This window comes from Eubacterium sp. 14-2, assembly GCF_000403845.2.
GTDB lineage: Bacteria > Bacillota > Clostridia > Lachnospirales > Lachnospiraceae > Petralouisia.
In genome coordinates this window covers 86,979-111,443 of record NZ_KE159568.1, presented here as the reverse complement: position 1 = coordinate 111,443, position 24,465 = coordinate 86,979, and the positions used below count along the sequence as shown (strand labels likewise).

The window sequence follows — 24,465 nt, the reverse complement described above, 5'->3', positions numbered from 1 at the left end:
AACACCCATACCTTAAATAAACCTTAAAATATATATGAAAAGTCTGTGAAAGCCATGGCGGAATGGAAGTTACAGGATGACATGGATGCAGAGGAAATCTCTTTTTTCCATAACGGCAGAGATTTTTCCTTTATGGGTATCCACAATGGCTTTTGCAATGGAAAGGCCGATACCGTGGCCTCCGGTCCTGGAATTTCTGGAAGGGTCTGTCCGGTAAAACCGTTCAAACAGCCGGGGCAGTTCTTCCTCCGATATATGTTCTGCAGTGTTGCGGACCGCAAGATGGATATTTTTGCCCTTCTTTTGCAGCGTGATTTCCACAGCTCCCTGGGGTGTGGAATACTTTAGCGCATTGTCCAGCAGAATGGAAAGAAGCTGCCGGATGGAGGCCTGATGCCCGTGGCAGGAAAGCTGCGGAGAAATCCGGGCAGTAAGGGATTTTCCCTGAGCAGAGGCCAGAGGCTGAAAAGACCGGGTCATTTCTTCTGTCAGGGCTGAAATGGAAAAATCTGCAGCAGGAAGGGCATAGCCTGGTTCCTCCATTCGGGACAGATAAATCAGATCATTGGTGAGAGAAGAAAGGCGAAGGGTCTGGCGGCGGATACTCTGCAGCCATTCACTGTCTCCCTGTTCCAGTTCCAGAATTTCCGTGTTAGCATCAATTATGGTAAGAGGGGTTTTGATTTCGTGACCGGCATCTGTAATGAACCGGCGCTGCTTTTCCTGGCTTTCTGAGACAGGCTTTAAAACAATTCCGGAAAAAAAGAGAACCAGCACAAAGACGGCGCAAAGTCCCAAAAGAGACACCAGAAAACTGATGACCAGAAAAGAGCGGAAAGTGGACAGATTTCTGCTGCAGTCCAGGAAAATCAGGCGCGTCCGGGTGCCGGTGTTCTGACGGAGATAACGATAATCAGAAAGAAAACCGGAACCGGAGCCCTGATTCCATATCTCCATGGCATATGCTGAAGCAGCCTCAGTATCCACAGCGGCGATTTTTCCGGTGTCCACAGAGAGAATCCCGCCCTTTTCGTCCAGAAGGACAGAAAAATAGCGTGATTCATAAGGAAGCTCCGGAGACATGGTTCCAGGGGCAGGAGACTGTGAATCAGGCGGTCTGCGGGAGGATTCACCTTCGCCAGGGGGTTTTTCCGGGGGAAAGCGGCCGTCATTTTCAGACAGAACCAGAAGGATATGCTCCGCATCCCGGACAACGTTCCGGTAATTCAGGATATTGATGATGCCGATGATGACAGTCAGAACCAGAAGAGTGGAAAGCATGGAAACAGCAATAAATTTTCGCCGCAGATTTTTTATCATGGTTGTTCCTCCAGAGAATAGCCTGCGTTTCTGGCAGCTTTAATCAGCACGCTGGCCTGCAGAGCTTTCAGTTTTCTGCGCAGAGAAGAAATATAAACCCAGACCACACTGATATCCGTACTGCTGTCATATCCCCAGATGTGCTCCATAAACCGTTCTGTGGAAATCAGGTTTCCAGGATTATTCATAAGCATTTCCATTATCTGAAATTCTTTGTTGGCCAGCCGGACCGTTCCGGCAGGAGAAGAAAGTTCAAACGTGGCGGGATTCAGTGTCAGGTTTCCCCTCTGCAGCGTGGTACTGGCTGCAATGGTCTGCAGGCGGGTCATGGCCCGGATTCTGGCCAGAAGTTCCCGGAAGGAAAAGGGTTTGGTGAGATAGTCGTTTGCTCCTGCATCCAGTCCCGTTACCCGGTCGTCAATCTCCGATTTTGCAGTGAGAAGCAGGACGGGAACGGGATTTCCCTGAGCGCGGATGGTTTTCAGAACCGTCAGTCCGTCTTTTTTCGGCATCATAAGATCCAGAATCAGTCCGTCATAATTATTGGTTTCCAGATATTCCAGGGCCGCCTCTCCGTCATATACCGCATCTGCGGAATAGTTATTTCGTTTCAGTATGGTAATCAGTGCTCTGGACAAATCTTTTTCGTCTTCAGCCAGTAATAACCGCATGATATATCCTCCTTTCAGGGGGCTGAACGGAAAAAAACACCCTGCTTTCCATGGGGACTGAAAAGCAGGGTGTACCCCTCAGGAAACGGCAGGAGAAGATTTCTCCTTTTCCTTAAAAGCAATTTTCAGAAGAATGGGTGTCAGAATTGTGGTAATTACAACGGTAATTACGATGGGAGCATACAGGGAATCTGCCAGAAGTCCCAGGGACTCTCCCTTGTTGGCAACAATCAGAGCAACTTCACCGCGGGAAATCATACCGATTCCGATCTGGAAAGATTCTTTTCCCGTATAACCCATGGCTTTCGCACCCAGTCCGCAGCCAAACACTTTGGTAAAAATAGCCACAGCCAGAAGCAGTACGGTAAATAAAAGTACACTGGAGGACATGGAGCTCAGTTCCACCTTTAAGCCAATGCTGGCGAAAAATACCGGAGCAACCAGCAGATAGGATACCGTATCAAATTCCCGGTAGATAATCTCACGTTTGGTACTGTGGCTTAATACAAGGCCTGCCACGTAAGCGCCGGTGATGTCGGCCACGCCGAAGAAATGTTCTGCACAGAAAGACATCACAAGGCAGAAAGCAAAGGTCATGATTACATGGCGCCGGTTGGGCCTTGGGTCCATGGAAACCCATTTCTGCATGATAAATCCGAACGCGATACCGAAGATTACGGCAAATACGAAAAATCCCACAATTTTCATCAGAACCAGGAGAATGTTGGTGTTGGGATCAGCCATACTGGTAACCAGAGTCAGAGCCACAATGCCCAGAATGTCATCAATAATGGCAGCCCCCAGAATAGCGGTTCCCGCTTTGGTGGAAACCTTTCCCATTTCCTTTAAAGTTTCTACGGTAATACTTACCGAAGTGGCAGTAAGTATGATACCGATAAATATATTCTGCAGCAGCTCACTGGAAGACAGATCCGGGGATGATACGCCGCAGGCATAAGCAACGCCGAAACCGCCGGCCAGCGGAAGCAGCACACCCATAAGAGCAATCACAAATGAGGCAAGACCGGAGCGTTTCAGCTCATCGGTGTCTGTTTCAAGGCCTGCCATAAACATCAGAACAATTACGCCGATTTCGGAAACCTGATTTAAAAAGGTGCTGCTCTCGATTAAATCCAGACATGCAGGACCAAGAATCAGTCCGGCCAGCAGTGCGCCTACCACCTGGGGCATATGGGCCCGCCGGGTGATGAGTCCCAGCAGCTTTGTACTCATAAGAATAATGGCCAAATACAACAGATAATCATAATTCATAAAAATACCTCCGTCCAGCTTATGTAATTCTATGGAATTATACCTCCGTAATATGAAAAAAACAAGTTGAAAAATTACTGATATTTCGGGAAAAAGTAATTGTATTTCAGGTAAAAATTTACTATGATAAGTAGAGTGTCTCAGCTTCCCGGTTTCTGCAGGCAGCCGGCCGGGCAGAAGAGAAATCTGACCTGAGAAAGGAAACCATTATGAAGAAGAAAATTTTGCTGATTGCCACAGGAGGAACCATTGCCTCCAGGAACTCCGGAAACGGACTTACACCCCTGATTCGTGCAGAGGAAATCCTGTCTTATATCCCGGATGTATATGAAATCTGCAGTCCTGCCGCAGTGCAGATCTGCAACATTGACAGCACCAATATGGAGCCGAAGCACTGGAAAATGTTGACGGAGGCTGTGAAAGACCACTACGACGAATACGACGGATTTGTGATTGCTCACGGAACTGATACCATGGCTTATACAGGAGCAGCCCTGTCCTATATGATACAGAATTCCTCCAAACCCATTGTGATTACCGGAGCCCAGAAATCCATAGACCTGGAAATTACAGACGCAAAAATCAACCTGCTGGACAGCTTCCGCTATGCGGCAGATGAACAGTCCCAGGGAGTTCAGATTGTATTTGGAGGGAAAGTCATTGCGGGCACCAGAGCCAGAAAAATCCGCTCCAAAAGCTATAATGCCTTTGACAGTATTGATTTCCCTTTCCTGGCCATGATACAGGATGGAAGGATTATGCGTTATATTCCTGCCATTCCCTATGAAGAACCGGTAGCTTTTTATGAAAAAATGAATGACAATATTTTTCTGATGAAGCTGATTCCTGGCATTTCTCCCAAAGGCCTGTGGTTTCTGTTTGAACAGTATGACGCCATTATTGTGGAAAGTTTTGGAGTAGGGGGCATTCCGGCGTCCATTTCCGATATGTTTTATGAAATGTATGAGTCTCATCCGGAAAAAGTGATTATTATGGCCACTCAGGTAACCCATGAAGGGAGTGATATGACGGTCTATGAGGTGGGGAACAAAATCAAAAAAGAATGCCGCTTCCTGGAATCCTACGATATGACCCTGGAAGCGGTGATTGCAAAAACCATGTGGCTGCTGGCCAATAAAGCAACGGGAAAATCCGATATTGACCAGCTTTTCTACAGAAAAATAAATTATGATTTAATATTTAACGTGTTTTCCGATTGATGAATTCCGTCTTGTATTTGGAGTACACAATCTTCTGGCTGTGGTACAGGCCATAATAGCCGGACAGCATATAACCCAGAGAGACAGACAGCAGATAATAGGGCATTCCCTCAAAGCCGAACAGTTCAAAGCTGATTAAAAGGGAAGTAATGGGGCAGTTGGTTACACCGCAGAACACAGCGCCCATGGCTGCAGCAGTACAGAGTTCTGGTGCAAATCCCGTCAGGTTCCCAAACAGGCAGCCCACGGTGGCTCCGACAGCAAAGGAGGGTACGATTTCACCGCCTTTGTAACCGGCTCCCAGCGTAACTGCGGTAAACAGCATTTTCAGCAGAAATCCGTAAGGCTGATAATTATTTTCAAAACATTCTGAGATCAGCACCATGCCTGCGCCGTTATAATCCTGATTTCCCACCAGGAGGGTGAGAAGAATCAGAAAAACGCCTCCTGCAAAAATTCTGGCATAAGGGTTGGGAAAATATTTTTTGTAAAGATTTTCGCTGTTGTGCAGAAGGACGCAGAACAGCGTACTGACCCCGGCGCACAGTATGGCCAGCACTCCAACAGCGGCCGCGGACGCAACGGAAAATTCCGGAAGGTCAGAGAGAAGAAACTGCTCCGGTGCAATCTGGAAGTAACGGGCAATGCCCTGAGCCACCAGAGAAGAAATCACACAGGGAACCAGGGCAGCATAATGCATAATGCCCACGCTGACCACCTCCATGGAAAAAATGGCGGCAGCCATGGGAGTGCCGAAAAGCACGGAAAATGCGGCACTCATACCGCACATAATCATAATGTGCTGATCTTTTTCATCAAATCGGAACAAAGCTCCCAGGGAATTGCCGATGCTGCCTCCAAGCTGCAGAGCGGCTCCCTCCCGCCCGGCGGAACCGCCGAACAGGTGTGTCATAACAGTGGAAATAAAGATCAGAGGAGCCATTTTCAGCGGAATATGTTTGCCGGAATAAATGGCAGAAAGCACCAGATTGGTGCCGGTATCTTTTTCATCGTGCATAATATGGTAAGCGCCCACAATCAGAAGTCCCGCCGCAGGCAGAAAGAAAATCAGCCAGGGATAAGAAGCCCTTGCTGAAGTGGCGGCAACGATGAAGCAGTGGAACAGAGCTCCTGCGCTTCCCACCAGAAGGCCGGACAATATGGAAAATACCATCCATTTGAAAAATACCAGGAAACGTCCGGAAAGATGTCTGATATACTGTTCAAATTCTTCTTTCATAAATAAACTCCCAATATGTCGGTTTTCAGGTATGTGTCTTGTCCATCTTATCATCCGGTGAAAAAAAAGACAAGATGATTTGTAAGGTTATTGTAAGAAAAAGGAATTTCTCTGTTAAGGCCGGGAGCGTATGATAGGGGCAGTGAAGGAACAGGAAAAAGGAGGATATAACCATGTGGTCGAGAAAAGAACTGAAGGAGAAAGCGAAAAAATGTGTCAGTGTGAATTACTGGAAAATGGTGCTGGCGGCTCTGCTGCTGGTGGTTGTATGCGGCGGGGGAAATTCAGTCAGCTCTTTTAGCGGAGCAGCTGCCGGACTGGACCGCAGAGATGATTCCGAATATGAGTATTCCGTGGAAGAAAACCAGGAGGCAGAACTGGCCGACCTGGTTCTGGAAGACGGGGTGGGGATCTTTCTGGCTGTTATGCTTATCATAATCATGGTTGTCATGGTGGTGGTTTTTCTGGTACTGCTGCCTCTGGATATTTTCGTATTCAATCCCCTGGCTGTGGGAATCCGGCGTTTTTTTGTGAAAAACCTGAGAGAACCGGCGCAGATAAAAGAAATATGCCATGCTTTTGACCATGGATATAAAAACTGTGTGAAAACAGAGTTTTTCCGGAAACTTTATATTTTTCTGTGGACGCTGCTTCTGGTCGTTCCCGGAATTATAAAGAGTTATGAATACCAGATGGTTCCCTATATTCTGGGGGAACAGCCGGATTTGGACAGAGAACGTATTTTCGAGCTGAGCAAAACCATGATGTACGGAAACAAGTGGAAGGCATTTGTACTGGATCTGTCTTTCCTGGGATGGTATCTTTTAAACGGTATTACGCTGGGCATTCTGGGGATTTTTTATCTGAATCCCTATGTGGAACAGACCGGTGCGGCTCTGTATCAGACATTAAAATCAGAGTATCTTCAGAAAAATCAGTTGTAGACAGAGGAGGGAGAAACTTATGGCATACAGGATTCTGGTGGCAGACGATGAAAAAGAAATCCGGGATCTGCTGCGGCTGTATCTGGAAAAAGACGGATATCAGGTGGCGGAGGCGTCGGACGGCGGGGAAGCATGGGCTCTTCTGGAAAAAGGAGAGGTTGATATGGCCCTTCTGGATATTATGATGCCCCGGATGGACGGATATAAAGTGCTGAAAAAACTGCGGGAAACCAGCAATATTCCGGTGATGATTCTGTCAGCAAAGAATCAGGATACAGATAAAATTCTGGGGCTGGATCTTGGGGCCGACGACTATCTGGCAAAGCCTTTTAATCCCATGGAAGCTGTGGCCAGGATTAACTCAAATATCCGGAGATTTTATTCTCTGGGGGCCAGAAGCGGAGAACTGAAACAGCTTGTGGTACGGGATTTAAGGCTGGATACAGAAGCCTGCGTAGTGTACAAAAGGGAGGAGCCCGTCAGCCTTACTTCCGTGGAATATAAGCTGCTGCGGCTTTTTATGGAACATCCGGGAAAGGTGTATACAAAGCAGCAGGTATATGAAAATGTGTGGGGCGAGGAATATGCCATTGCAGACAACAATATTATGGTGTGTATCAGCCGCCTCAGGGCAAAGCTGTCAGAGGACAGCGGAGCCTATATTAAGACCATACGGGGCCTTGGATATCGGATGGAGAAATAAACATGAAACATGCGACATGGAAATGGTTTGTAATCCGGCGGTTTCTGCTGATTCTGCTGCTTCTGACCCTCAGCGAAAAGATGTTGAATTTTCTCTATGACGGGGTCATATATCCCTGGATTGGAGAGGTACTGCATTTCAGGTTTTTTATGATGGATCTGGAAAACGGGCAGACAGTGGGGCTGCTGATACGGGGCGGAGCTTATCTGGCCGCCATGGGAATCTGCGGCCTGCTTCCGGATCCGCTGCGTACCGGGCTGCAGAGTATGGCGGAGCAGTTTGCAGGAGACCGTCTGACTTCCTGGATTGTAAGCCAGACAGGAACCATGACGGGCCGGGAAGCAAGGCTCTACCTGCTGGGAACAGCAGTGCTCACCGTTTTTATCATAGTTACCCTGGTACTTCCTTACGTTATTGCGGCTTTTGCATTCAGCAGGATGGTGGAACAGCATATCAGGGAGCTGGAGGTACAGGAGCGGCAGCAGCGGGAGGAATATGACAGGCGGCGAAACCTGCTTTTGTCCGATGTGGCCCATGATTTAAAAACGCCCATGACAGCTGTGGCAGGATATGCCAGAGCACTTCTGGAGGAGCAGGAAGAAACCGGCGGGGAAAAGGGGCTTTGTCTTAGGAACGAAGAAAAACAGGCCCTTCCCCGGAAAGAATATCTGGAAACCATATACGGGAAATCCATGCAGATGAGCGGCCTTCTGAATCTGCTCTTTGAGTATGTGAAGCTGGACAGCGAAGGATACCGGTTAAACAGAACAGAGGAAAATCTCTGGGAACTGCTGCGGGAAACCATTGCAAATCTGTATATGGATTTTGAAGAAAAGAAGATGGAAATCCTGCCGGAAATCCCGGAGGAGGAAGTCCGGCTTAAGGTGGACAAAGTGCAGTTTCAGCGTGTGGTTTCCAACTTGCTGAGCAATGCTGTCCGCCATAATCCGGAAGGGACACGGGTTTGGATAAAAGCAGAGTGGGAAGAAGAACAGGCGACGGTTCGGGTATGCGACGACGGGCCTGAAATTCCTCTGGAAATGGCAGCATACATTTTTGACCCCTTTGTGCTGGGAGATGAATCCCGCAGGAGCAAGGGCGGCAGCGGTCTGGGACTGAGCATTGCCTGGAAAATTATTGATATGCATGGAGGGAGTCTTACGCTGGAACAGGAAGAGGGGGAAGTATACACCAAAACCTTCCTGATACGCCTGCCCTGTACCAGAACGGAGACAGAGAAATTTCATGGTCTGAATCTGTGAAATACAGTTGTAATTACAGAAAAAATCAGGAGAATTTTCCTACTGGAAAAGAGGAAAAACACGCGTTTTGCATGGAAAAATATGCGAAGTGCGTGTTTTCTTTTCAGGCAGAGGGCAGGTTTATATGATAGGTGCAGAAAAAGAAAAGGGGATGACGTATATGGCCTATTACACAGTTGGCGAATTAATAAGGGATGCCAGAGAACGTCAGAAATATTCTCAGGAAGAACTCAGTTACGGAATCTGTACAACCTCCACGCTGTCACGGATTGAAAATGGCCTTCAGGTGCCGGGCAGAAAGATACTGGAGGGGTTGATGCAGCGGCTGGGGCTGACGATACGGGCAGACAGCATGTATTTAAGCCAGGGGGAGCGGGAACAGTGCGAGCTGGAGCAGGAGCTGGCACGCAGCCTCAGGAAAGGAAATTTTGAACAGGCAGAAAAAATAGCAGACCGTATGGAGGAGAATATCAGAAAAAATTCCGGGAAAAGACAAAGTCTGAAAGCAGAGGAGCAATATCTGAATTTTGCCAGAGTTCTGATTGGAAAATACAGAGGAGAGCCTCTGGAATGGGTGCTGAAAGAACTGCTGAATGCCATTCATATGACCATGCCGGAATTTGACGGTCATATTCGAACCAGACTGCTTACCTGTCATGAAATCGCCATTTTATACAATATCGGATGTACCTGTTACAGCATTGGCAGACGGTGGGACAGCCTGCAGCTGCTGTCAGAACTGAAAGAATATATGGAGTGCCGAAATCCGGGCGGGGAGGAGATGTCTGCAAGGTATCTGATGGTGATACAGAAAATGTCATCCTGGCTGTATCAGGCTGGAATGTATAAAGACGCCCTGGCTTTCTGCCAGACAGGAATTGAGCACTGCATTGAATTCGGAAAGCTCCATACACTTCCTGCACTGCTGCACTGCAAAGCCTGCGGACTGGCAGAGCTGGGACAATACGATATGTCAGAGCAATATTTTTTCCAGAGTATTGCCCTGTTTCAGATGATTAATCAGCGGGAACGCGCTGAAGAAGTGAGGGAATATGCCCGTCTGCACTACGGCCTGGCTTCTGCCGGGAGTTATGGTGCAGAATAGAAATCTGTGAACCTCTCCCGGATACATTTCCCTCAGGCTGTAGTATAGCAGAAAAGCCGAAGAACCCCCATATGGAAATCTGCAAATTTATTTTTGCAGATTTTCGTATGGGGGAAATGGCATTCATGTGATAAAATAAGACCCATACAGTTGTCAATATAATTATTCCAGATTTAATTTTCGCTTCATAAGCAGGACGGAAACCAAATAGAGCACAAGGGACAGAATGGTCTGGCTCAGAACAGCGGTTGAGAAAAAGCCTTTGAAATAACCGCTCATGATACGTTCCATATCGGCAGCAGACATTTGCAAACCGGGGAGGAGAAACAGGAAAGAGCTGATAATCTGATTTATGATATAGAGAACAATGTAAAAGCCGATGGCAGAAGCCAGCCGGTATTTTTCCATAAGCTGTCCTAACAGAATGCTCACATATCCCATTAAAAGGGCCGCCAGACTGCCGGAAAGCTGAAAAAGAACTGTCATTCCCGCAGCCTGCAGAGGCGTGCAGCCGAAAGTATTCCGGAAAGCAGAGATCACGTCATTGTTTCCACCGAAAATTACCGAGTTCAGATCGGAAAGCATCCTGTGGGTGCTTTCCGCCTCCTGAGAGTCCATGAATTGCCAGGCGGCCACAAAGGAGAACAGGAGCACACCTCCAATGATAAGCAGGGAATTTATGACATACCAGAAATACCCCACGATCAGCTTGGCGTGAAACAGCTGCAAAGGAGTCACAGGCAGAGTGTGCATCAGGTAGCCCTCGGAAGTGAACAGATTCCGGTAAAAACGTGCAAAGAGATAAATTTCTGTTATAATTCCAAAAGCCGCCAGGGAAAGGGCATAAAAAATAATCAGAAAAACAGCCAGCAGAGTGGATTCTCTGTTTCCAAATATATTCATATTCAAAATGCAGAAGCCTGCTATTGTCAGCAGCAGTACGGTAAGATTGATGACTGTCATTATTTTGCAGGTGGATTTCCATTCATGTTTTAAAAGTTTTCCTAACATCTGAATACCTCCCGGAATAAAGTGTCAATGGATTTGCGGCTTTGCTCCCGTAGTTCATCTACAGAAGCGTGGGTATGGATTCTGCCGTTCTGAAGGAAAATAACCTGGTCCAGGATATTTTCAATATCAGAAATCAAATGGGTGGAAATAAGAATGGTGGCATGTTCATCATAATTTGACAGAATGGTCTGCAAAATGTAGTCTCTTGCGGCAGGATCCACTCCGGCAATGGGTTCGTCCAGTATATACAGCCCTGCCCGCCGGCTCATAACCAGAATCAGCTGTACCTTCTCTCTGGTTCCTTTTGAGAGGGTTTTTAGTTTGCAGCCTGGGTCGATATCGAGTTTTTCCAGCATGTCATAAGCCCGTGCAGATTCAAAATCTCTGTAAAAATCCTGAAAAAATGTAATGATATCCCGTATCTTCATGGACTGGTTCAGGTAAAAATGGTCCGGGAGATAGGAAATGAGATTTTTACTGGCAGTGCCCACAGGGTTTCCCTGAATGCGTACAGTTCCGGAGGTGGGATGTAAAAGGCCCACAATCAGTTTTATCAGTGTGGTTTTGCCGCTGCCGTTGGGGCCCAGCAGACCGATGATATGTCCTTCTTCAATGGTAAGGCTGACATCTGTAAGGGCCGGGATGGTTTCGTAGGTTTTGGTGAGGGCGTTACATTCCAGCAGTGTCATCGTCGTCTCCTTCCTGTTCTGTGATTTCCGTAAGAAGTGAGATAGTGTCTTCTCTCTGAAATCCCAGTTTTTGCATATTTTCCAAAAACTGTGTTACCATTTCCTTTGCAAGTTCTGATTTTAATTTTTCAATCATGGTAATATCCTCCGTAATAAATCGTCCGCTGGTCCGCTGGGAGTAGACAAGCCCTGTCCGTTCCAGTTCAGAAAGAGCTTTCTGCATGGTATTGGGATTTACAGACGCTTCCTGGGCCAGTTCCCGGACGGAAGGCAGTTTGTCGCCGGGCCGGTACAGCCCTGATATAATGTCCATCTGAATTTTTTCTATAATCTGTATAAAAATAGGCCGGTCAGAATTCAGGTTCCATGGCATTCAATCACCTCGTTTCTTTATGTATGATTGTACTACAATAATAATACAATAATGGGTTTTGGAGAAAAAGTCAATAGTTACGTTTTAGATTGAAGAAATATTCGGAACGTGGTAGAATAAGAGCGGTAAAATGAGAAACTGTTTATCAGGAGAGGAAGCAGAATATGAAGAAATCAATTAATGCGCCGAAAGCGCCGGCAGCAGTGGGACCCTATGTACATGCAGTAGAAGCAGGCGGACTGATTTTCACGTCCGGACAGCTGGGACTGATCCCGGAGAGCGGAACACTGCCGGAAGGCGTGGAAGCCCAGACCCATCAAAGTCTGAAGAACCTTGCAGCAGTACTGGAAGCGGCCGGCAGTGATCTGGAACATGTGGTAAAAACCAATGTATTTTTAAATGATATCAATGATTTTGCAAAGGTGAATGAAATCTATGCACAGTATTTTCTAAATGAAGCGCCGGCACGCTCCTGTGTACAGGCGGCAAGGCTGCCCAAAGAGGGGCTGGTGGAAATCGAAGCAATTGCTGTGAAGAAAGAAGGATAATATCATAAAGCAGAGAAGCTGCAGAGAACGAATGTTATGAAGGAGAGAGCAGGTTGGTAGCAGAGAGAATCGAAGCGCTCCGTGCAGAAATGCAGAAAAGGAACGTGGATATGTACATTGTGCCCACTTCTGATTTTCATGAATCGGAATATGTGGGCGATTATTTCAAAGCCAGAAAATATATGACAGGATTTACCGGTTCCGCAGGAACTGCGGTAATCACCGCAACAGAGGCCGGACTCTGGACAGATGGAAGATATTTTATCCAGGCGGAAAAACAGCTTAAGGGAACTCCGGTGACACTGTACCCCATGGGAGAAGAGGGAGTGCCCACGGTAAAGGAATATGTGGAAAAAAATCTGCCAGAAGGCGGCTGCCTGGGATTTGACGGCCGGGTTATGAATGCAAAATCAGGAGCCGATTATGAGAAAATTGCAGCAGATAAAAAGGGAAGCCTGTCTGTGGCCGAAGACCTGGTGGGGATTATCTGGAAAGAACGGCCCCGGCTCCCGGAACACCCTGTATTTCTGCTGGAAGAGCAGTATGCCGGAGAGAGTACCCAAAGCAAGCTGAAACGGGTTCGGGAAAAGATGAAGGAACAGAACGCAGATATTCATATTCTCACATCCCTGTACGATATCGCCTGGCTGTTTAACGTCCGGGGCGGGGATATTGACCATGTGCCTGTGGTACTGTCTTTTGCGGCAGTCACCATGGAAGAAAGTTTCTGGTTCCTTCATGAGGAAGTGCTGGATGAAAATCTCAGGGAATACTGCGGGAAAAACGGAATTATTCTGAAGCCTTATGAGGAAATCTATGACTATGCAGGCCGGATTTTGGCAGGAGAGACCGTTCTGCTGGATGAGAATATTGTTAATTACCGCATAGTCCACAGCCTGAAGGATGGGGTTAAGACTGTGAAAAAGCACAATCCCACGGAATGGATGAAAGCCGTAAAAAATGAAACGGAGCTTTCTAATATTCGCAACGCCCATGTCAAAGACGGTGTGGCCTTTACAAAATTTATGTACTGGTTAAAAAATAACGTGGGCAGGCAGAAAATCACGGAGATTTCCGCATCGGATTATCTGGAAACATGCAGAAGAGAGCAGAAATTATTTGTAGATTTAAGTTTTGATACCATCAGCGCCTATGGACCGAATGCAGCCATGATGCATTATACGGCTACGCCCGAATCTGACGCTGAACTGAAGCCGGAGGGCTTTCTGCTGGTGGATTCCGGCGGACATTATCTGGACGGGAGTACAGATATTACCAGGACAATGGCCCTTGGAGCCCTGACAGAAGAAGAAAAATTTCACTTTACAACGGTATGCCGTTCTAATCTGAATCTTGCGGCAGCAAAATTTCTTTATGGCTGCCGGGGGCTGAATCTGGATATTCTGTCCAGAGGCCCTCTGTGGAATCTGGGACTGGATTATAAATGCGGAACCGGCCATGGAATCGGTTATCTTCTGAATGTGCACGAAGGGCCCAATGGTTTTCGCTGGAAGATGGTACCGGAGCGTGACGACAGCTGCGTACTGGAAGAAGGGATGGTTACCACAGACGAGCCGGGAGTTTATCTGGAAGGAAAGTATGGAATCCGTACCGAGAATGAACTGATCTGCAAAAAAGCAGAAAAAAATGAATACGGGCAGTTTATGGAATTTGAAACCATCACATATGCGCCCATAGACCTGGACGCCATTCTGCCGGAAGAAATGACTGCTTCTGAGCGGAAGCTGCTGAATGATTACCACAAAATGGTTTATGAAAAAATTTCACCTTTCCTGACACAGGAGGAACGGGACTGGCTTAAGGTGTACACCAGGGAAATCTGATTTTGAATATCTGAAGAAAGAGGAAGGAAAAGAATCTCGCAGGACAGCGGGATTCTTTTTTCTTCATACAGGAAAACACTTTAAAGCCTGAAAGTGTTTTCCTGTAAGAGAAAGACAATGATGCACAGGGCCTGCCCACTTTGTTCGCTTTATCTTTCAGCAGGTAACAGGTCTGATGGCATATTGCGCTCCGGAAAACCTATGGAAAAGCAGAGGACATACGTTAATTCAGAGTTTAAATCGGTCGATATAAAGGGAAAAGCAGGAAAACCACAGGGAAAGAAGAAAAGTCTGGAACAGAACAGCAGAGAGGGTGCACGGATGAAAATCAATGGGACCGAGAAATCGGGTATATCGGCAGGAACGTGGAATATGACACAGGGAGAAGATGCTGTGAGTAAAAGCATTCGTAAACAGATTGCAAATGCACAGAAGGCGCTGCAGGAACTGTCTGCAGACAAAGAACTGACCATGGAAGAGAAAATGAAAAAACGTCAGGATTTGCAGCAGCAGATTAATGATCTGAATCAGCAGCTCCGTCAGCATCAGGTGGAGCTGCGCAGAGAAAGGCAGCGGGCACAGAAAGAAGCGGCAGACCGGCAGAATAACGGGAACCGGCAGGAACAGAAAGGAAGGCAGGAACAGGGATTGTCCGGAGCCAGCATGGAGGCTATGGTTTCAGCCGATACCGCCATGAAACAGTCAAAATCCTATGGGAGCGTGGCCGCCCGTCTGGAAGGAGAGGCCAGGGTTCTGAAATCGGAAATCAATCTGGACCAGGACCGGGGACAGAATGTGGAGGATAAGTTAAGCAGGCTTTCCAAAGTGGAGGAACGCGCGGAAAAGGCAACGGAGGCGCAGATTGGTATACTGGCAGAAGCCGGCGAGAAAATGGAGAAAGCAGAAGAAAAAGACAGGGAGGAAAAGGCAGAGAAGACTGCAGAGAAAAAGGAAACTGAGGAAGAAAAAGAAGTTTCACAGGACAGGAAAGAAAAGGAACGGCAGGAAGATGGAAAGTCTGTGGATATCCGTCTCTGATTCTCTCTGTTTCCATATTCATATGGAAGAAAAAGGTTAAGGGATTCCGTGGATGTGACGAAATATACACTGAAAATATGAAAGAAAAAGACAGGAAAGCGCAGGTGTTTTTATGAATACAGGTATAACAGTTGCAGGGTTCCACAGGTCGGGCAGTTATCAGTCAAAAAGTGTATTTGCAGGAAATCTGCCAGGCATACATAACAGTATGCTGAAAAGCACTCAGGATAAAATGGAACGTCAGCAGAAGGCGGAAAATCAGGTTTCATTCTGGGAAAATCAGAAAGAAAAACTGAAAGAGATGGAATGCGGTACAGTAGAGGAAATTGCCAGAAAACTGGAGAAGCTCCATGATTATGAGGATGAAATTGCTGCGGTGAAAGCAGCTTATAACAGTGAGCAGATGTTCCATATTCTGGATGAGGCTCAGGAGCAGGGCGAAAAGAACGCCGAAGCGGCAGAGAAGCTGGAGCCGAAGACGCCGGAAGAAAGACGGGAAGAGCTGGCAGAGGAAGCAACCGGAACAGAAGAAAACGAGGGAATTCTGGAAGAAATGATGGAGGAAGTTACAGAATCCATGGAAGAAGTGTTAGAGGAAGTTACGGAATCCATGGAAGAGACACAGGAAGAACTTCTGGAAGAACAGATTCTGGCGGAAAATCCGGATTCCGCGGACAGCGTTTCCGGGCAGCCTGAGTATCAGGCGGAGAAAAGAAAGGAAGAAGCCGAATCACTGAGGGAACTGTATGCTTTTTCCAGAGAAGAAAATCAGAAAAAATATTACCGCGGTCTGGATGTGAGAGTATAAGCAGCATACAGTCCCAGGGGTTACACAGGAGAGAGAAATCATGAGAAAAGTGTTGGACTTTATACTGGTGCTTTTTTCGCTGGCAGTGGCGGTTTTTGTGTACAGCAATTTTAATATGGAAGGAATTTTGTGGAACGGGAATAAACCGGATGCAGTCAGCAGTCAGGAGATGGAGAAGAACCCAGGTACGGTTTATACCGGAAAGCCTGCAGGAGACGGTGTGCCGCAGGTAAAGACGCAGGAAGAATGGAATGAAGTGCTGAATGATGTGGATTATGTCACCATAACGCCCAAAAAGATTTATAAAACCAATGTATACAGTCTGGCGGAATGGGCAGATTATTTTCAGAGACGCCGCAATGGGTCTGTGGGGCGGAAAAAAGCCACTGTCAAAGAAACTCCGCTGGATATTTCCCAGGATTATACGCCTTATTATATTATAGAGCTGGAGGACGGCAGCCATATTCTGGCTCAGATAAACCGATGTCTTGCTAAAAATATTGCAAAGGGGAAGGAAACGCCTCTTCCTGTGGGCAGAAAACAGGGATTTTCTCAGGGAGCCAAAAGCCTGCTGGCGCCAGTCTGCGAGGAATATCAGGCGCCTGCTGATTATGTATTTTATGCCATAGACAATGAATGGCAGGAAAAGCATTCTTTTGAAATCCTCATTGGAAAAACGGTGGTGGCAGTGATTGTCTTTTTTGTTCTGGCAGTGGTGCTGGAACTGATAGCAGACAGGATTTGGCCATCCAGGAAACGCCGGGATTCTGAATGATTTCTGAAAAATACTTGACAGAAACCGTAAAAGAAAGCTATAATAAATAACTGCTGAACAACATCAGCTGACCAGGGGTTGTACTGGTTTCGACGGGGGTTGTGAAGCTATGGAAGCCATTGGCGGCTCCTGACCGCCTCACCAACGGGAAATATAAATATAAACGCTGAAGATAATTTAGCAATCGCTGCCTAGTTGCAGCAGTCGGCCTTAGACCACCCACAGTTTAAGAACCCGGCTTCGACTATGTGGGAAACGACATACCCAAAGCTTTGCGGGTATGGGCGTATTATGAAGCTACTGAAACCGGAAGCCTGTCATTAGGCGTTCGGCAGAGGGAATGTTAAACTAATGACTGTAATGGGAGATGCCATAGTGAATTGGCTTTCGGACAGGGGTTCGATTCCCCTCAGCTCCACTTAAACGCATTAAGTTGAACTCTGCATATGAAATCATTATATACAGAAAGATATTTTGCTTAGTGTATCAGTGAAAATAAAGACAGCGTATGCTGTCTTTATTTTGTGTGTATACATATGGAAAGGAACGGACAAAGTATGATATAATATACCCTGAAAAGGAAACCCGAAGCAGGAAAACGTTTGCAGTGCAACAGATATGATATATGGGAAAACAGTGAGGAGAAGGAAATGGGAAAGAATGGAATCATAGTGGAAGGATTTGCTTTTGCGGAACCGGAAGAAGGGAAGAAAGCCCGAAAGGAAGCCGAGAGCATACAGTATATAAAAGGAAATCTGGATATGGAGAATCCCCGGATGGTGCTGGAAATGTACCGTAAACTCACCACAGAGAAGGTGTTTGAAACCCCGGTGGGCCTTATGTACCTGAAACAGCTCCGGGACTATCTTTCCAGAGTGCCCGAAATAAAAAACAGGGGGCTGGAGCCCATACAGGTAAAAAATTCTGTAACCGGAAAGGCGCCGGCTCAGAAAACAGGAGTTTCAGGCCAGAAGCAGGAAAAACAGCAGGCGCCGGCTTCTGAGGTGGAGGAACTGACAGACTGGTATGAAGATCAGCTGGAACAGGAAAAACAGAAACGACGGGAAGCGCAGCTGAGACAGAGAAGGACAGAAGAGCGGCTTAAAAGCAGAAAAGGATTTTTCCGTACCAGTATTGCAATCAATGTATTTCTGATGCTGGTGGTAATCGGTATGGTGATAATTACGCTGATGGACAGTAATCCCAATATTCTCAATTATGAAAACAGGATTGTTGACAGATATGCGGAATGGGAACAGGAGCTTGAGGAACGTGAGCAGAATATCAAAGAGCGTGAACAGGAACTGAATCTGTAAGAACAGATACATATCGGGAGGCAGATATTCTGATATGCTCCTGGATTTTCACAGATTTACCATAATCCTGTGGTAACATGGATATCAGAGAAAAATCCGGGAAAGCGAAAGGTGTAGATTAGATGGAGAAGCTGAAAATACTGGTGGTAGACGATGAGAGCAGAATGCGCAAACTGGTGCGGGATTTTCTGGTAAAACAGGATTTTGAAGTGGTGGAAGCAGAAGACGGAGAAGATGCTCTGAATAAATTTTATGCACAGAAGGATATTTCACTGATTATTCTGGATGTTATGATGCCGAAAATTAACGGATGGGAAGTATGCAGAGAGATACGGGAAAATTCCAAAGTCCCCATTATCATGCTGACGGCAAAAGGAGAAGAAAGTGACGAGCTGATGGGATTTGACATAGGTGCGGACGAATATATTTCCAAGCCTTTCAGTCCCAAAATTCTGGTGGCCAGGGTGGAGGCTATTTTGCGGCGTGCCGGGAAAAAAGAAGAGGGAACGCTGGATATCGGAGGAATTATCATAGATAAACCGGGGCATCAGGTTATAGCAGATGGAAAAGTAATGGAGTTAAGCTATAAGGAATTTGAACTGCTCAGCTATTTTGTGGAAAACAGAGGAATTGCCCTGTCCAGAGAAAAGATTCTGAACCACGTGTGGAATTATGATTATTTTGGCGATGCCAGAACCATAGATACCCATGTGAAAAAGCTGCGCAGCAAGCTGGGCAGCCGGGGGGATTATATTAAAACCATCTGGGGCATGGGGTACAAGTTTGAGGTGGAGGAATAGAAATGACAGGTATAAAAGCCAGTATTTATAGGCGTTTCCTTATTTTTTACCTTATAGGAAAGACCCTGTCACGCTAAAGCGTGAAAGTGTTTTCCTATAAGAGAAAAATAATTATGCGTACTTGTGCAAATTGTATTATGTCGCTAAAGCGACTGCACTCGGCGCAGCAAACCGTCCAGGTCCCTCATGAGTGAGAGATTCAGGGAGTTGAAGCGGACCTGTGCCGCTTTGTTTCCCCATGGGAGTGTGTGCTTCCATGGGGTATTTTTGTCTGATATGGGCATGTTTTGTGTTTATGGTTTGGCGTAACGTTTGTATTTTAACCGGGGACTATGTATAATAGAAGTATAAAAGAAAGTGGCTTTATAGTAGAAATGCAGGCTGTCACTTCCCTATATCTGCCAAAAAGAACCAGATATTATCAAAGCATGACAGACCTGCAACTGGTCGATAAAGGGCAGGATTATGATACATTAAATAACAGTTATATTATCTTCATATGCCTGTCAGACTTATTTGGAAAAACCGTTATATGTACACTTTTGAGAATGCCTGTAAAGAAGATTCGGAGGTTATACTGAATGACGGGGCAAAGAAAGTTTTCCTGAATGCAGATGGAAAGAACGGGGCTGTGAGTGGAGAATTAAAAGCGTTCCTGGATTACGTGGCAGGCAGACCGTCAGAAGATATATTTGTGAAGAAACTGAAACGTGCAGTAGAAAATGCGAAGAAGAATCGGGAATGGAGGGTGCTGGACATTCAGGGGATGTCTGCCTGGCACGGACCGGAACGGAGTGGAGAAAGAGTATATGACGTTGTTAATGCATGACAGGGAAAAGAGGAAAGAAGGAGAAATTTATGGTATTATTAATGTGTGTAGAAAAAACAATTTTTCAGAAGAACGCATTATGAAAATATTGAAGGAAGAAGAAAAATTATCAGAAAAAAGTGCAGGATATATCTTGAAGAAGCTATAAAAAGAATAGATGAGTATACAGTTTTCATAAAGAGCCTGTGTGAAATAATATCAGATTTGAAAAAGGGAAATGCAGGTGATGATGCTATTGTATTAAAGATACAGGATAAATTTCATTTTCAGGAAATTGGAGAAGAAAAGATGCTCATGTTAATCCGAAGGCTGGCAGCAGACCAGAGATTTGATGAAATAGAAAGAATAAAAGATGATAAAAATTATCGTGCAGAACTGTATAAAGGGTATCATATTGTTTAGGAAAGAAAAAAGTTGTAGAGAGCTTAAAGTGATAATAAGCGGGTTTGTTAGCATGAATATGATAAAATGTAAACGAGAAGCAGGAGGTGAGGCCATGAATACGGATACTACCATAGCGAAAAACATCTGTGTGGCTGATGAGAAAGCCAGTTATGATGCGGCCTGCAAGCGGCTGCTTTCGGAAAAGATTATTCTGGCATGGATTATGAAGAACTGCCTGGAAGAATACCGTGACTGTGATGTGGAAGAGATTGCGGAAAAATATATTGAAGGCACACCGCAGGTGGGCGAAGTGGCAGTTGCCCCGGATGAATCCAACCGTGTTTCTATGATACAGGGAGCCGGAAACGAAGATACTTCTCTGACGGAGGAAACTGTTACCTATGATATCCGCTTTCTTGCAACAGCTCCTGTATCCGGAGAACTGATTCGTTTAATGATCAATATAGAAGTTCAGAATGATTTTTATCCGGGTTATCCGCTGATCAAGAGGGGAATCTATTACTGCAGCTGGATGATTTCCGCCCAATATGGAACAGAGTTTACAAATTCCCATTATGAGAATATCAAAAAAGTATACAGCATATGGATTTGTATGAATCCGCCAAAGAGCCGTGAAAACAGCATTACCCGTTATTATATTGCGGAAGAAAATCTGGTGGGCAGTGTAAAGGAACGAAAATCAGATTATGATTTGATGGCGGCTGTCATGATCTGTCTTGGGAAAGAGGGAGATTCGGGTACAGATTTATTAAAACTGTTGAATGTGCTTCTGTCCACGGAGACAGGTTCACAGGACAAGTGCCAGATATTGGAAGCAGATTTTCATATCAGAATGACTCAGACGTTGGAAAGTGAGGTGTCGCTTATGTGTAATTTAAGTAAGAGTGTGGAGGAGAAAGGAATTGAAAAGGGAAGACAGGAAGGAATAATAGCTATGGTATCAGCATTAAAGGATTTACAAATTGCAGATAGTATTATTCTGAATAAAATCCAGGAAAAGTTTCATTTGGCGGAAGAAACAGCAAAAATGTATTTGTAAGTATAACAGGCAGAGCATTTATAGGTGCTCTGCCTTGTTTGACAGAATAATATAAGGTTAATTTTCGCACTTAGGCATGTTATAGAGAGCCATATCACAAGTAAGGGCGAAAGGGAACGGAAGTTCAGGTAGAAGAAAGGGAATAAGAGTTAGATTTGTTAGATTTTAACCCCATGGGAGCAGTTGGCTTTCCATGGGGTGTTTTTGTCTGAAATGGGTAGATTTTGTGTTTATGATTTTTCTGGCGGAATGTATTCTATCAGGTCGTGTAAGTCACATTCCAGAACGTAACATAATCGTTTCAGGATATCAATATCAAGACGCTGTATTTTTCCATCCCTGTAATTCCGTAATTGTGTCCTCTGCATTTCCGTTCGGAAAGACAACTGATTCAGAGAGATATTTTTTTCTTCCAATATTTCTGCTAAATGGATTTTTATTTCGCCATAACCATATGAACTGGCCGGGAGCTGGCGTAAAGGGTTTTCTTTCTTGGGCATTGTCCGTACCTCCAATGTCTATTATATTTTACCCACAATATTATTGTAAGATTCTGTAATATATGGTATATTTATATATGGGTATAAATATGCTCAATTAAAAAATAGAAAAGTAATATATGAAATAAAAAGTGAAGGAGAGTTATTTATGTTAATGAAAAAATTGTTGGAGCAGGAGAACCATCCTGTGGAATATCCATGTGCTGTTGGTGAAGTCCATATTCCAAAAGAGAGAAATATTTATAATATCCTGCGGAAGAAGTATTACCATCTGGCAGAAGAAGCGGTAAAACAGTTTTCTTCTTTTTATGATGGCTATACGAACTGCAATGACATTCTGCAGAAAACGTCATCAGATTTTCAGAAAAGTATCTGCCCGGTCATAGATGAAATAAAAAAAGAACTTATCAGTGTGGAACGTTATGACTGGGATTACGATACCATTTATCAGTATGCAAATGAGAAAGGGTATCTGAATCCCTTCTATGCGGCATCTGATTCTGTCTGTGAAAAAATCATATCCGTAAATGAAGATTTGGAAGCGCAGAAACAATACCGCCAGGAACGAAAAGACAACCGTGCCAGATGGGAAGGCGGCAGTTATGGCGGTACGGTAATAGATAATTATGCACATCAGGCCAGCCTTGGAATGCGGAACGTTGCAGAAGGAATGGGGCACAGTTTCGTGAATGCAATCGGTAATTCATTCAGCAAAATGGCGGCTAATTCAGAATTAAAGCAGATATTTTCCAATCCTGAAACAAGGTCAGCAATACAGGAAGGCGTCTTTGCATCTGCTTTTGCTTTACACCATGTATTGATACATCTTATTTCAGAAACCAAAGAAGATGTTATATGGGGAGTTCCATCGGAAAATGACATGGAGACTGCACAGCGATTGCTGAATAATTTGAAAAGCGGGGCAGTCCCAAAAGAAAAAACAGACCAAATTTATCAGGAAATTCTGGCATTGTATCCATACAGTCTTGATTTATTTGAAACCATGCTTGCGTCATTTGGGGATGAAAAGGGAGCGCTGGGGGAACTGGCAGATTATTATGGCGTTGACCTGCAATCCTCTAAGGATAACCAGGCGCTCCAGTATGTAAAAGATATTCAAGGAGAAACAGAAGAAGATTCTGTAAAAGCAAAAGAAAAACTGATGGAGTACTGCACGGGTTTAAGTCTGCCAGTAACAGAAGAATTGGAATGCATGAAGTATATCAATAAAAGGCTGGAAGACTTCGACCTGCTGTACCGGACGGTAGATGAAGTTGTCTGTACTACCAGGGATTCTGCAGATTTTGCCCGTGAGGAATTACAGACGATACAGGCCTTTTTTGAGGAAATTGTACCGCCGACGTCGGAATCACTTCTTGACTATGAGGAAGATTTACTGGAAAAGAAATCTGCGTTTGAAGAACGGTTCTGTTCCGAGCTGAAGCCAAAATATTTAGAAAAAATCAACGGATATTTAGCCGATTTTGATAAAAAATTCTGTTCCACCGGGTTATTTAAAAAAGCAGACCGGAAACAGGCGGGAAAAGACAGGCTCCTGAAAGCGATGAAAAAAGCAGATACGTCTTCTTTGGAGAAAATTGAGGAAGCCTTTCAAAAGATGGAGATATTATTGCCCAAATTGGGATTGGGACAGGAAGATACAACGGAAGCAGCACAGTATCTGGAAAAGAAGAAAGATAAAATCTTAAACCCGAAGAGCGGCATAGATGTCATCAAAGGATTTGGAAAGCTGTTTAAAAAATAAGTTTACAAATGGAGTGAGGAAGCATGAAAAAAGTACTTGGGATAATGGCCGCCATCATTGGGGTTATAGTGGTTCTATGGCTTTTGTCACATATCATTGAATTTATGTGGGAACTGTTCTGGATTGCAGTTGTAATTTCGGTGATTACATATGTAGTCCAGAAATTCAGATGAAAACGGATTTTAAAATCCACAAAAGAGACAGTCAGGAGGATATCATATGAAAAAAATTGCACCTGTTGTTATTGTTATAGCCGTACTTTTGATTATTGGAAAAATTATAGTCGCAGGAGAAGTCAGTGATTTGGAAAAGGATATCGTAGAAAGCGTAAAAAGAGGCGGTTATTACACCGCATTGGAGGACGCGAAAGACATAGAGTTCCAGGGTGAAAAAATGTCCAGAAAAACGTCTAAGCTAATTGAAGATGTTAAACTTTATGGAGCTGCTCAAGCGGAAATGGAAAAGGGAGAATACGCCGAAATGAATTTGGGAAAAATAAAGGCGATTTTAGATGAAATGAATGGAAGTTATAAAAAATATGATAAATTCAAATCAGATGTAGAAGAATTCAAAGAGAAAGTAGATTCACTGGAAGAATATGGTAATCTGGGAGTGGAACTTGTAGAAGAGGTGGAGGCATTGATAATGGAAGGGGAGATGGACGAAGCCAAAAGACGAATTTCTGAATATAAATCAGATGAAAGATATACATATATGCCTGAAAAACTAAAAAGCATATTATTTGATTATATGAATGAGGCAAGCGGGATGTTTCAGTGATAAAATAATGTAAATATATATTATTACCCTGAAAACAATCAGGAAAGGGGTGATTCTATGCACGCAGGAATCTTCTTAGGCGCATGTGTCATTACAGTAGGCGTACTGGTGGCACTAGAAACAGGAAACGCATAACAATGTAAGAGTTTGGAAAGCAGGCAGACAGCAGGAAATGTTGTCTGCCTTATTTTCATGCAAAAAAAGGAGC

Annotated in this window: 26 protein-coding genes and 1 other RNA gene; 19 read left to right on the top strand and 8 right to left on the bottom strand. The window is 44.9% G+C overall.

Annotated elements, in window-relative coordinates; genetic code table 11:
• Positions 1-69 precede the first annotated feature (69 nt).
• The 3 genes from C805_RS17755 to C805_RS17745 form a co-directional block, all read right to left on the bottom strand.
• Positions 70-1,320: a sensor histidine kinase gene (locus C805_RS17755; protein WP_016215332.1), complete on the bottom strand. Its 1,251-nt coding sequence runs from the start codon at positions 1,318-1,320 to the stop codon at positions 70-72.
• Complete coding sequence (locus C805_RS17750; protein WP_016215331.1) at positions 1,317-1,991, bottom strand: response regulator transcription factor; 675 nt, start codon at positions 1,989-1,991, stop codon at positions 1,317-1,319. The genes C805_RS17755 and C805_RS17750 overlap by 4 nt, the downstream gene beginning before the upstream one ends.
• 78 nt (positions 1,992-2,069) lie before the next feature.
• The gene (locus C805_RS17745; RefSeq protein ID WP_016215330.1) at positions 2,070-3,263 is read right to left on the bottom strand and encodes a cation:proton antiporter; all 1,194 of its coding nucleotides are present in this window, start codon (positions 3,261-3,263) and stop codon (positions 2,070-2,072) included.
• 209 nt (positions 3,264-3,472) lie between these two features.
• On the opposite strand from C805_RS17745, the gene C805_RS17740 reads away from it, so the two are divergent.
• Positions 3,473-4,483, top strand: coding sequence for an asparaginase (locus tag C805_RS17740; protein ID WP_016215329.1), 1,011 nt, complete (start codon positions 3,473-3,475; stop codon positions 4,481-4,483).
• Here C805_RS17740 and C805_RS17735 read toward each other — a convergent pair.
• Positions 4,464-5,723, bottom strand: a complete 1,260-nt coding sequence (locus C805_RS17735; protein ID WP_016215328.1) for a chloride channel protein — start codon at positions 5,721-5,723, stop codon at positions 4,464-4,466. The genes C805_RS17740 and C805_RS17735 overlap by 20 nt on opposite strands.
• A 173-nt stretch (positions 5,724-5,896) precedes the next feature.
• Between C805_RS17735 and C805_RS17730 the strand changes: the two genes are divergently transcribed.
• The 4 genes from C805_RS17730 to C805_RS17720 all read left to right on the top strand — a co-directional run bounded on the left by C805_RS17730 (position 5,897) and on the right by C805_RS17720 (position 9,737).
• Positions 5,897-6,667: a DUF975 family protein gene (locus C805_RS17730; protein WP_016215327.1), complete on the top strand. Its 771-nt coding sequence runs from the start codon at positions 5,897-5,899 to the stop codon at positions 6,665-6,667.
• Between the two features lie 19 nt (positions 6,668-6,686).
• Positions 6,687-7,370 (top strand): response regulator transcription factor, encoded by a 684-nt coding sequence (locus tag C805_RS17725; protein ID WP_016215326.1) that lies wholly within the window; start codon positions 6,687-6,689, stop codon positions 7,368-7,370.
• Positions 7,371-7,372: 2 nt separating this feature from the next.
• Positions 7,373-8,632: a sensor histidine kinase gene (locus C805_RS25380; RefSeq protein WP_016215325.1), complete on the top strand. Its 1,260-nt coding sequence runs from the start codon at positions 7,373-7,375 to the stop codon at positions 8,630-8,632.
• A gap of 124 nt (positions 8,633-8,756) precedes the next feature.
• Positions 8,757-9,737, top strand: a complete 981-nt coding sequence (locus C805_RS17720) for a helix-turn-helix domain-containing protein (RefSeq protein WP_016215324.1) — start codon at positions 8,757-8,759, stop codon at positions 9,735-9,737.
• Between the two features lie 162 nt (positions 9,738-9,899).
• On the opposite strand, the gene C805_RS17715 is transcribed toward C805_RS17720, so the two are convergent.
• Genes C805_RS17715 through C805_RS17705 form a run of 3 tightly spaced genes read right to left on the bottom strand, consistent with a single transcriptional unit; the run spans position 9,900 to position 11,810 of the window.
• Positions 9,900-10,748 (bottom strand): hypothetical protein, encoded by an 849-nt coding sequence (locus C805_RS17715; RefSeq protein WP_016215323.1) that lies wholly within the window; start codon positions 10,746-10,748, stop codon positions 9,900-9,902.
• Positions 10,742-11,437: an ABC transporter ATP-binding protein gene (locus tag C805_RS17710; protein WP_016215322.1), complete on the bottom strand. Its 696-nt coding sequence runs from the start codon at positions 11,435-11,437 to the stop codon at positions 10,742-10,744. Before C805_RS17710 ends, C805_RS17715 begins: the two co-directional genes overlap by 7 nt.
• Positions 11,418-11,810, bottom strand: coding sequence for a GntR family transcriptional regulator (locus C805_RS17705; RefSeq protein WP_016215321.1), 393 nt, complete (start codon positions 11,808-11,810; stop codon positions 11,418-11,420). Before C805_RS17705 ends, C805_RS17710 begins: the two co-directional genes overlap by 20 nt.
• Positions 11,811-11,974: 164 nt before the next feature.
• Here C805_RS17705 and C805_RS17700 point away from each other — a divergent pair, with 164 nt between their 5' ends.
• The 11 genes from C805_RS17700 to C805_RS17665 all read left to right on the top strand — a co-directional run bounded on the left by C805_RS17700 (position 11,975) and on the right by C805_RS17665 (position 21,212).
• Positions 11,975-12,358, top strand: coding sequence for a RidA family protein (locus tag C805_RS17700; protein WP_016215320.1), 384 nt, complete (start codon positions 11,975-11,977; stop codon positions 12,356-12,358).
• A gap of 53 nt (positions 12,359-12,411) precedes the next feature.
• Positions 12,412-14,202 carry an aminopeptidase P family protein gene (locus C805_RS17695; protein WP_016215319.1) on the top strand — a complete coding sequence of 597 codons (1,791 nt, stop codon included), beginning with the start codon at positions 12,412-12,414 and terminating at the stop codon, positions 14,200-14,202.
• A 201-nt stretch (positions 14,203-14,403) separates the two neighbouring features.
• Positions 14,404-15,240 (top strand): FlxA-like family protein, encoded by an 837-nt coding sequence (locus C805_RS17690; protein ID WP_016215318.1) that lies wholly within the window; start codon positions 14,404-14,406, stop codon positions 15,238-15,240.
• A 112-nt stretch (positions 15,241-15,352) separates the two neighbouring features.
• The gene (locus C805_RS0105875; protein WP_016215317.1) at positions 15,353-16,048 is read left to right on the top strand and encodes a hypothetical protein; all 696 of its coding nucleotides are present in this window, start codon (positions 15,353-15,355) and stop codon (positions 16,046-16,048) included.
• Between the two features lie 40 nt (positions 16,049-16,088).
• Positions 16,089-16,823 (top strand): hypothetical protein, encoded by a 735-nt coding sequence (locus C805_RS17685; RefSeq protein ID WP_016215316.1) that lies wholly within the window; start codon positions 16,089-16,091, stop codon positions 16,821-16,823.
• Between the two features lie 74 nt (positions 16,824-16,897).
• Positions 16,898-17,244: a transfer-messenger RNA gene (gene ssrA, locus C805_RS25940) on the top strand.
• 229 nt (positions 17,245-17,473) lie between these two features.
• Complete coding sequence (locus tag C805_RS25375; RefSeq protein WP_016215315.1) at positions 17,474-18,139, top strand: hypothetical protein; 666 nt, start codon at positions 17,474-17,476, stop codon at positions 18,137-18,139.
• 122 nt (positions 18,140-18,261) lie between these two features.
• The gene (locus C805_RS17675) at positions 18,262-18,939 is read left to right on the top strand and encodes a response regulator transcription factor (protein ID WP_016215314.1); all 678 of its coding nucleotides are present in this window, start codon (positions 18,262-18,264) and stop codon (positions 18,937-18,939) included.
• A 532-nt stretch (positions 18,940-19,471) separates the two neighbouring features.
• Positions 19,472-19,768 carry a hypothetical protein gene (locus tag C805_RS25370; RefSeq protein ID WP_022751237.1) on the top strand — a complete coding sequence of 99 codons (297 nt, stop codon included), beginning with the start codon at positions 19,472-19,474 and terminating at the stop codon, positions 19,766-19,768.
• Positions 19,769-19,972: 204 nt separating this feature from the next.
• The gene (locus C805_RS0105865) at positions 19,973-20,170 is read left to right on the top strand and encodes a hypothetical protein (RefSeq protein WP_022751235.1); all 198 of its coding nucleotides are present in this window, start codon (positions 19,973-19,975) and stop codon (positions 20,168-20,170) included.
• Between the two features lie 94 nt (positions 20,171-20,264).
• A complete protein-coding gene (locus tag C805_RS17665) occupies positions 20,265-21,212 on the top strand; it encodes a hypothetical protein (RefSeq protein ID WP_016215311.1) in 948 nt (315 codons plus the stop codon).
• A 230-nt stretch (positions 21,213-21,442) separates the two neighbouring features.
• On the opposite strand, the gene C805_RS0105860 is transcribed toward C805_RS17665, so the two are convergent.
• Entirely contained in the window at positions 21,443-21,712 is a 270-nt protein-coding gene (locus C805_RS0105860; RefSeq protein WP_016215310.1) for a helix-turn-helix domain-containing protein, read from the bottom strand.
• A gap of 148 nt (positions 21,713-21,860) precedes the next feature.
• On the opposite strand from C805_RS0105860, the gene C805_RS17660 reads away from it, so the two are divergent.
• From C805_RS17660 to C805_RS17655, 3 genes are read left to right on the top strand one after another with little or no spacing between them, the layout of a single operon-like run.
• Positions 21,861-23,477, top strand: coding sequence for a hypothetical protein (locus C805_RS17660; protein ID WP_016215309.1), 1,617 nt, complete (start codon positions 21,861-21,863; stop codon positions 23,475-23,477).
• 23 nt (positions 23,478-23,500) lie between these two features.
• Positions 23,501-23,650: a hypothetical protein gene (locus tag C805_RS26445; RefSeq protein WP_016215308.1), complete on the top strand. Its 150-nt coding sequence runs from the start codon at positions 23,501-23,503 to the stop codon at positions 23,648-23,650.
• A 46-nt stretch (positions 23,651-23,696) separates the two neighbouring features.
• On the top strand, positions 23,697-24,257 hold the full coding sequence (locus tag C805_RS17655; protein WP_016215307.1) for a hypothetical protein: 561 nt from the start codon (positions 23,697-23,699) through the stop codon (positions 24,255-24,257).
• Positions 24,258-24,465 lie beyond the last annotated feature (208 nt).

Coding starts and splice junctions, on each gene's coding strand:
- C805_RS17740 (WP_016215329.1), top strand. CDS start 3,473: ATGAAGAAGAAAATTTTGCTGATTGCCACAGGAGGAACCATTGCCTCC.
- C805_RS17755 (WP_016215332.1), bottom strand. CDS start 1,320: ATGATAAAAAATCTGCGGCGAAAATTTATTGCTGTTTCCATGCTTTCC.
- C805_RS0105875 (WP_016215317.1), top strand. CDS start 15,353: ATGAATACAGGTATAACAGTTGCAGGGTTCCACAGGTCGGGCAGTTAT.
- C805_RS17745 (WP_016215330.1), bottom strand. CDS start 3,263: ATGAATTATGATTATCTGTTGTATTTGGCCATTATTCTTATGAGTACA.
- C805_RS17735 (WP_016215328.1), bottom strand. CDS start 5,723: ATGAAAGAAGAATTTGAACAGTATATCAGACATCTTTCCGGACGTTTC.
- C805_RS17750 (WP_016215331.1), bottom strand. CDS start 1,991: ATGCGGTTATTACTGGCTGAAGACGAAAAAGATTTGTCCAGAGCACTG.
- C805_RS25380 (WP_016215325.1), top strand. CDS start 7,373: ATGAAACATGCGACATGGAAATGGTTTGTAATCCGGCGGTTTCTGCTG.
- C805_RS17710 (WP_016215322.1), bottom strand. CDS start 11,437: ATGACACTGCTGGAATGTAACGCCCTCACCAAAACCTACGAAACCATC.
- C805_RS17730 (WP_016215327.1), top strand. CDS start 5,897: ATGTGGTCGAGAAAAGAACTGAAGGAGAAAGCGAAAAAATGTGTCAGT.
- C805_RS17700 (WP_016215320.1), top strand. CDS start 11,975: ATGAAGAAATCAATTAATGCGCCGAAAGCGCCGGCAGCAGTGGGACCC.
- C805_RS17655 (WP_016215307.1), top strand. CDS start 23,697: ATGAAAAAAATTGCACCTGTTGTTATTGTTATAGCCGTACTTTTGATT.
- C805_RS25370 (WP_022751237.1), top strand. CDS start 19,472: ATGTACACTTTTGAGAATGCCTGTAAAGAAGATTCGGAGGTTATACTG.
- C805_RS17725 (WP_016215326.1), top strand. CDS start 6,687: ATGGCATACAGGATTCTGGTGGCAGACGATGAAAAAGAAATCCGGGAT.
- C805_RS17705 (WP_016215321.1), bottom strand. CDS start 11,810: ATGCCATGGAACCTGAATTCTGACCGGCCTATTTTTATACAGATTATA.
- C805_RS0105860 (WP_016215310.1), bottom strand. CDS start 21,712: ATGCCCAAGAAAGAAAACCCTTTACGCCAGCTCCCGGCCAGTTCATAT.
- C805_RS17675 (WP_016215314.1), top strand. CDS start 18,262: ATGGAGAAGCTGAAAATACTGGTGGTAGACGATGAGAGCAGAATGCGC.
- C805_RS17685 (WP_016215316.1), top strand. CDS start 16,089: ATGAGAAAAGTGTTGGACTTTATACTGGTGCTTTTTTCGCTGGCAGTG.
- C805_RS17720 (WP_016215324.1), top strand. CDS start 8,757: ATGATAGGTGCAGAAAAAGAAAAGGGGATGACGTATATGGCCTATTAC.
- C805_RS17690 (WP_016215318.1), top strand. CDS start 14,404: ATGGAAAAGCAGAGGACATACGTTAATTCAGAGTTTAAATCGGTCGAT.
- C805_RS17715 (WP_016215323.1), bottom strand. CDS start 10,748: ATGTTAGGAAAACTTTTAAAACATGAATGGAAATCCACCTGCAAAATA.
- C805_RS17660 (WP_016215309.1), top strand. CDS start 21,861: ATGTTAATGAAAAAATTGTTGGAGCAGGAGAACCATCCTGTGGAATAT.
- C805_RS25375 (WP_016215315.1), top strand. CDS start 17,474: ATGGGAAAGAATGGAATCATAGTGGAAGGATTTGCTTTTGCGGAACCG.
- C805_RS26445 (WP_016215308.1), top strand. CDS start 23,501: ATGAAAAAAGTACTTGGGATAATGGCCGCCATCATTGGGGTTATAGTG.
- C805_RS17665 (WP_016215311.1), top strand. CDS start 20,265: ATGAATACGGATACTACCATAGCGAAAAACATCTGTGTGGCTGATGAG.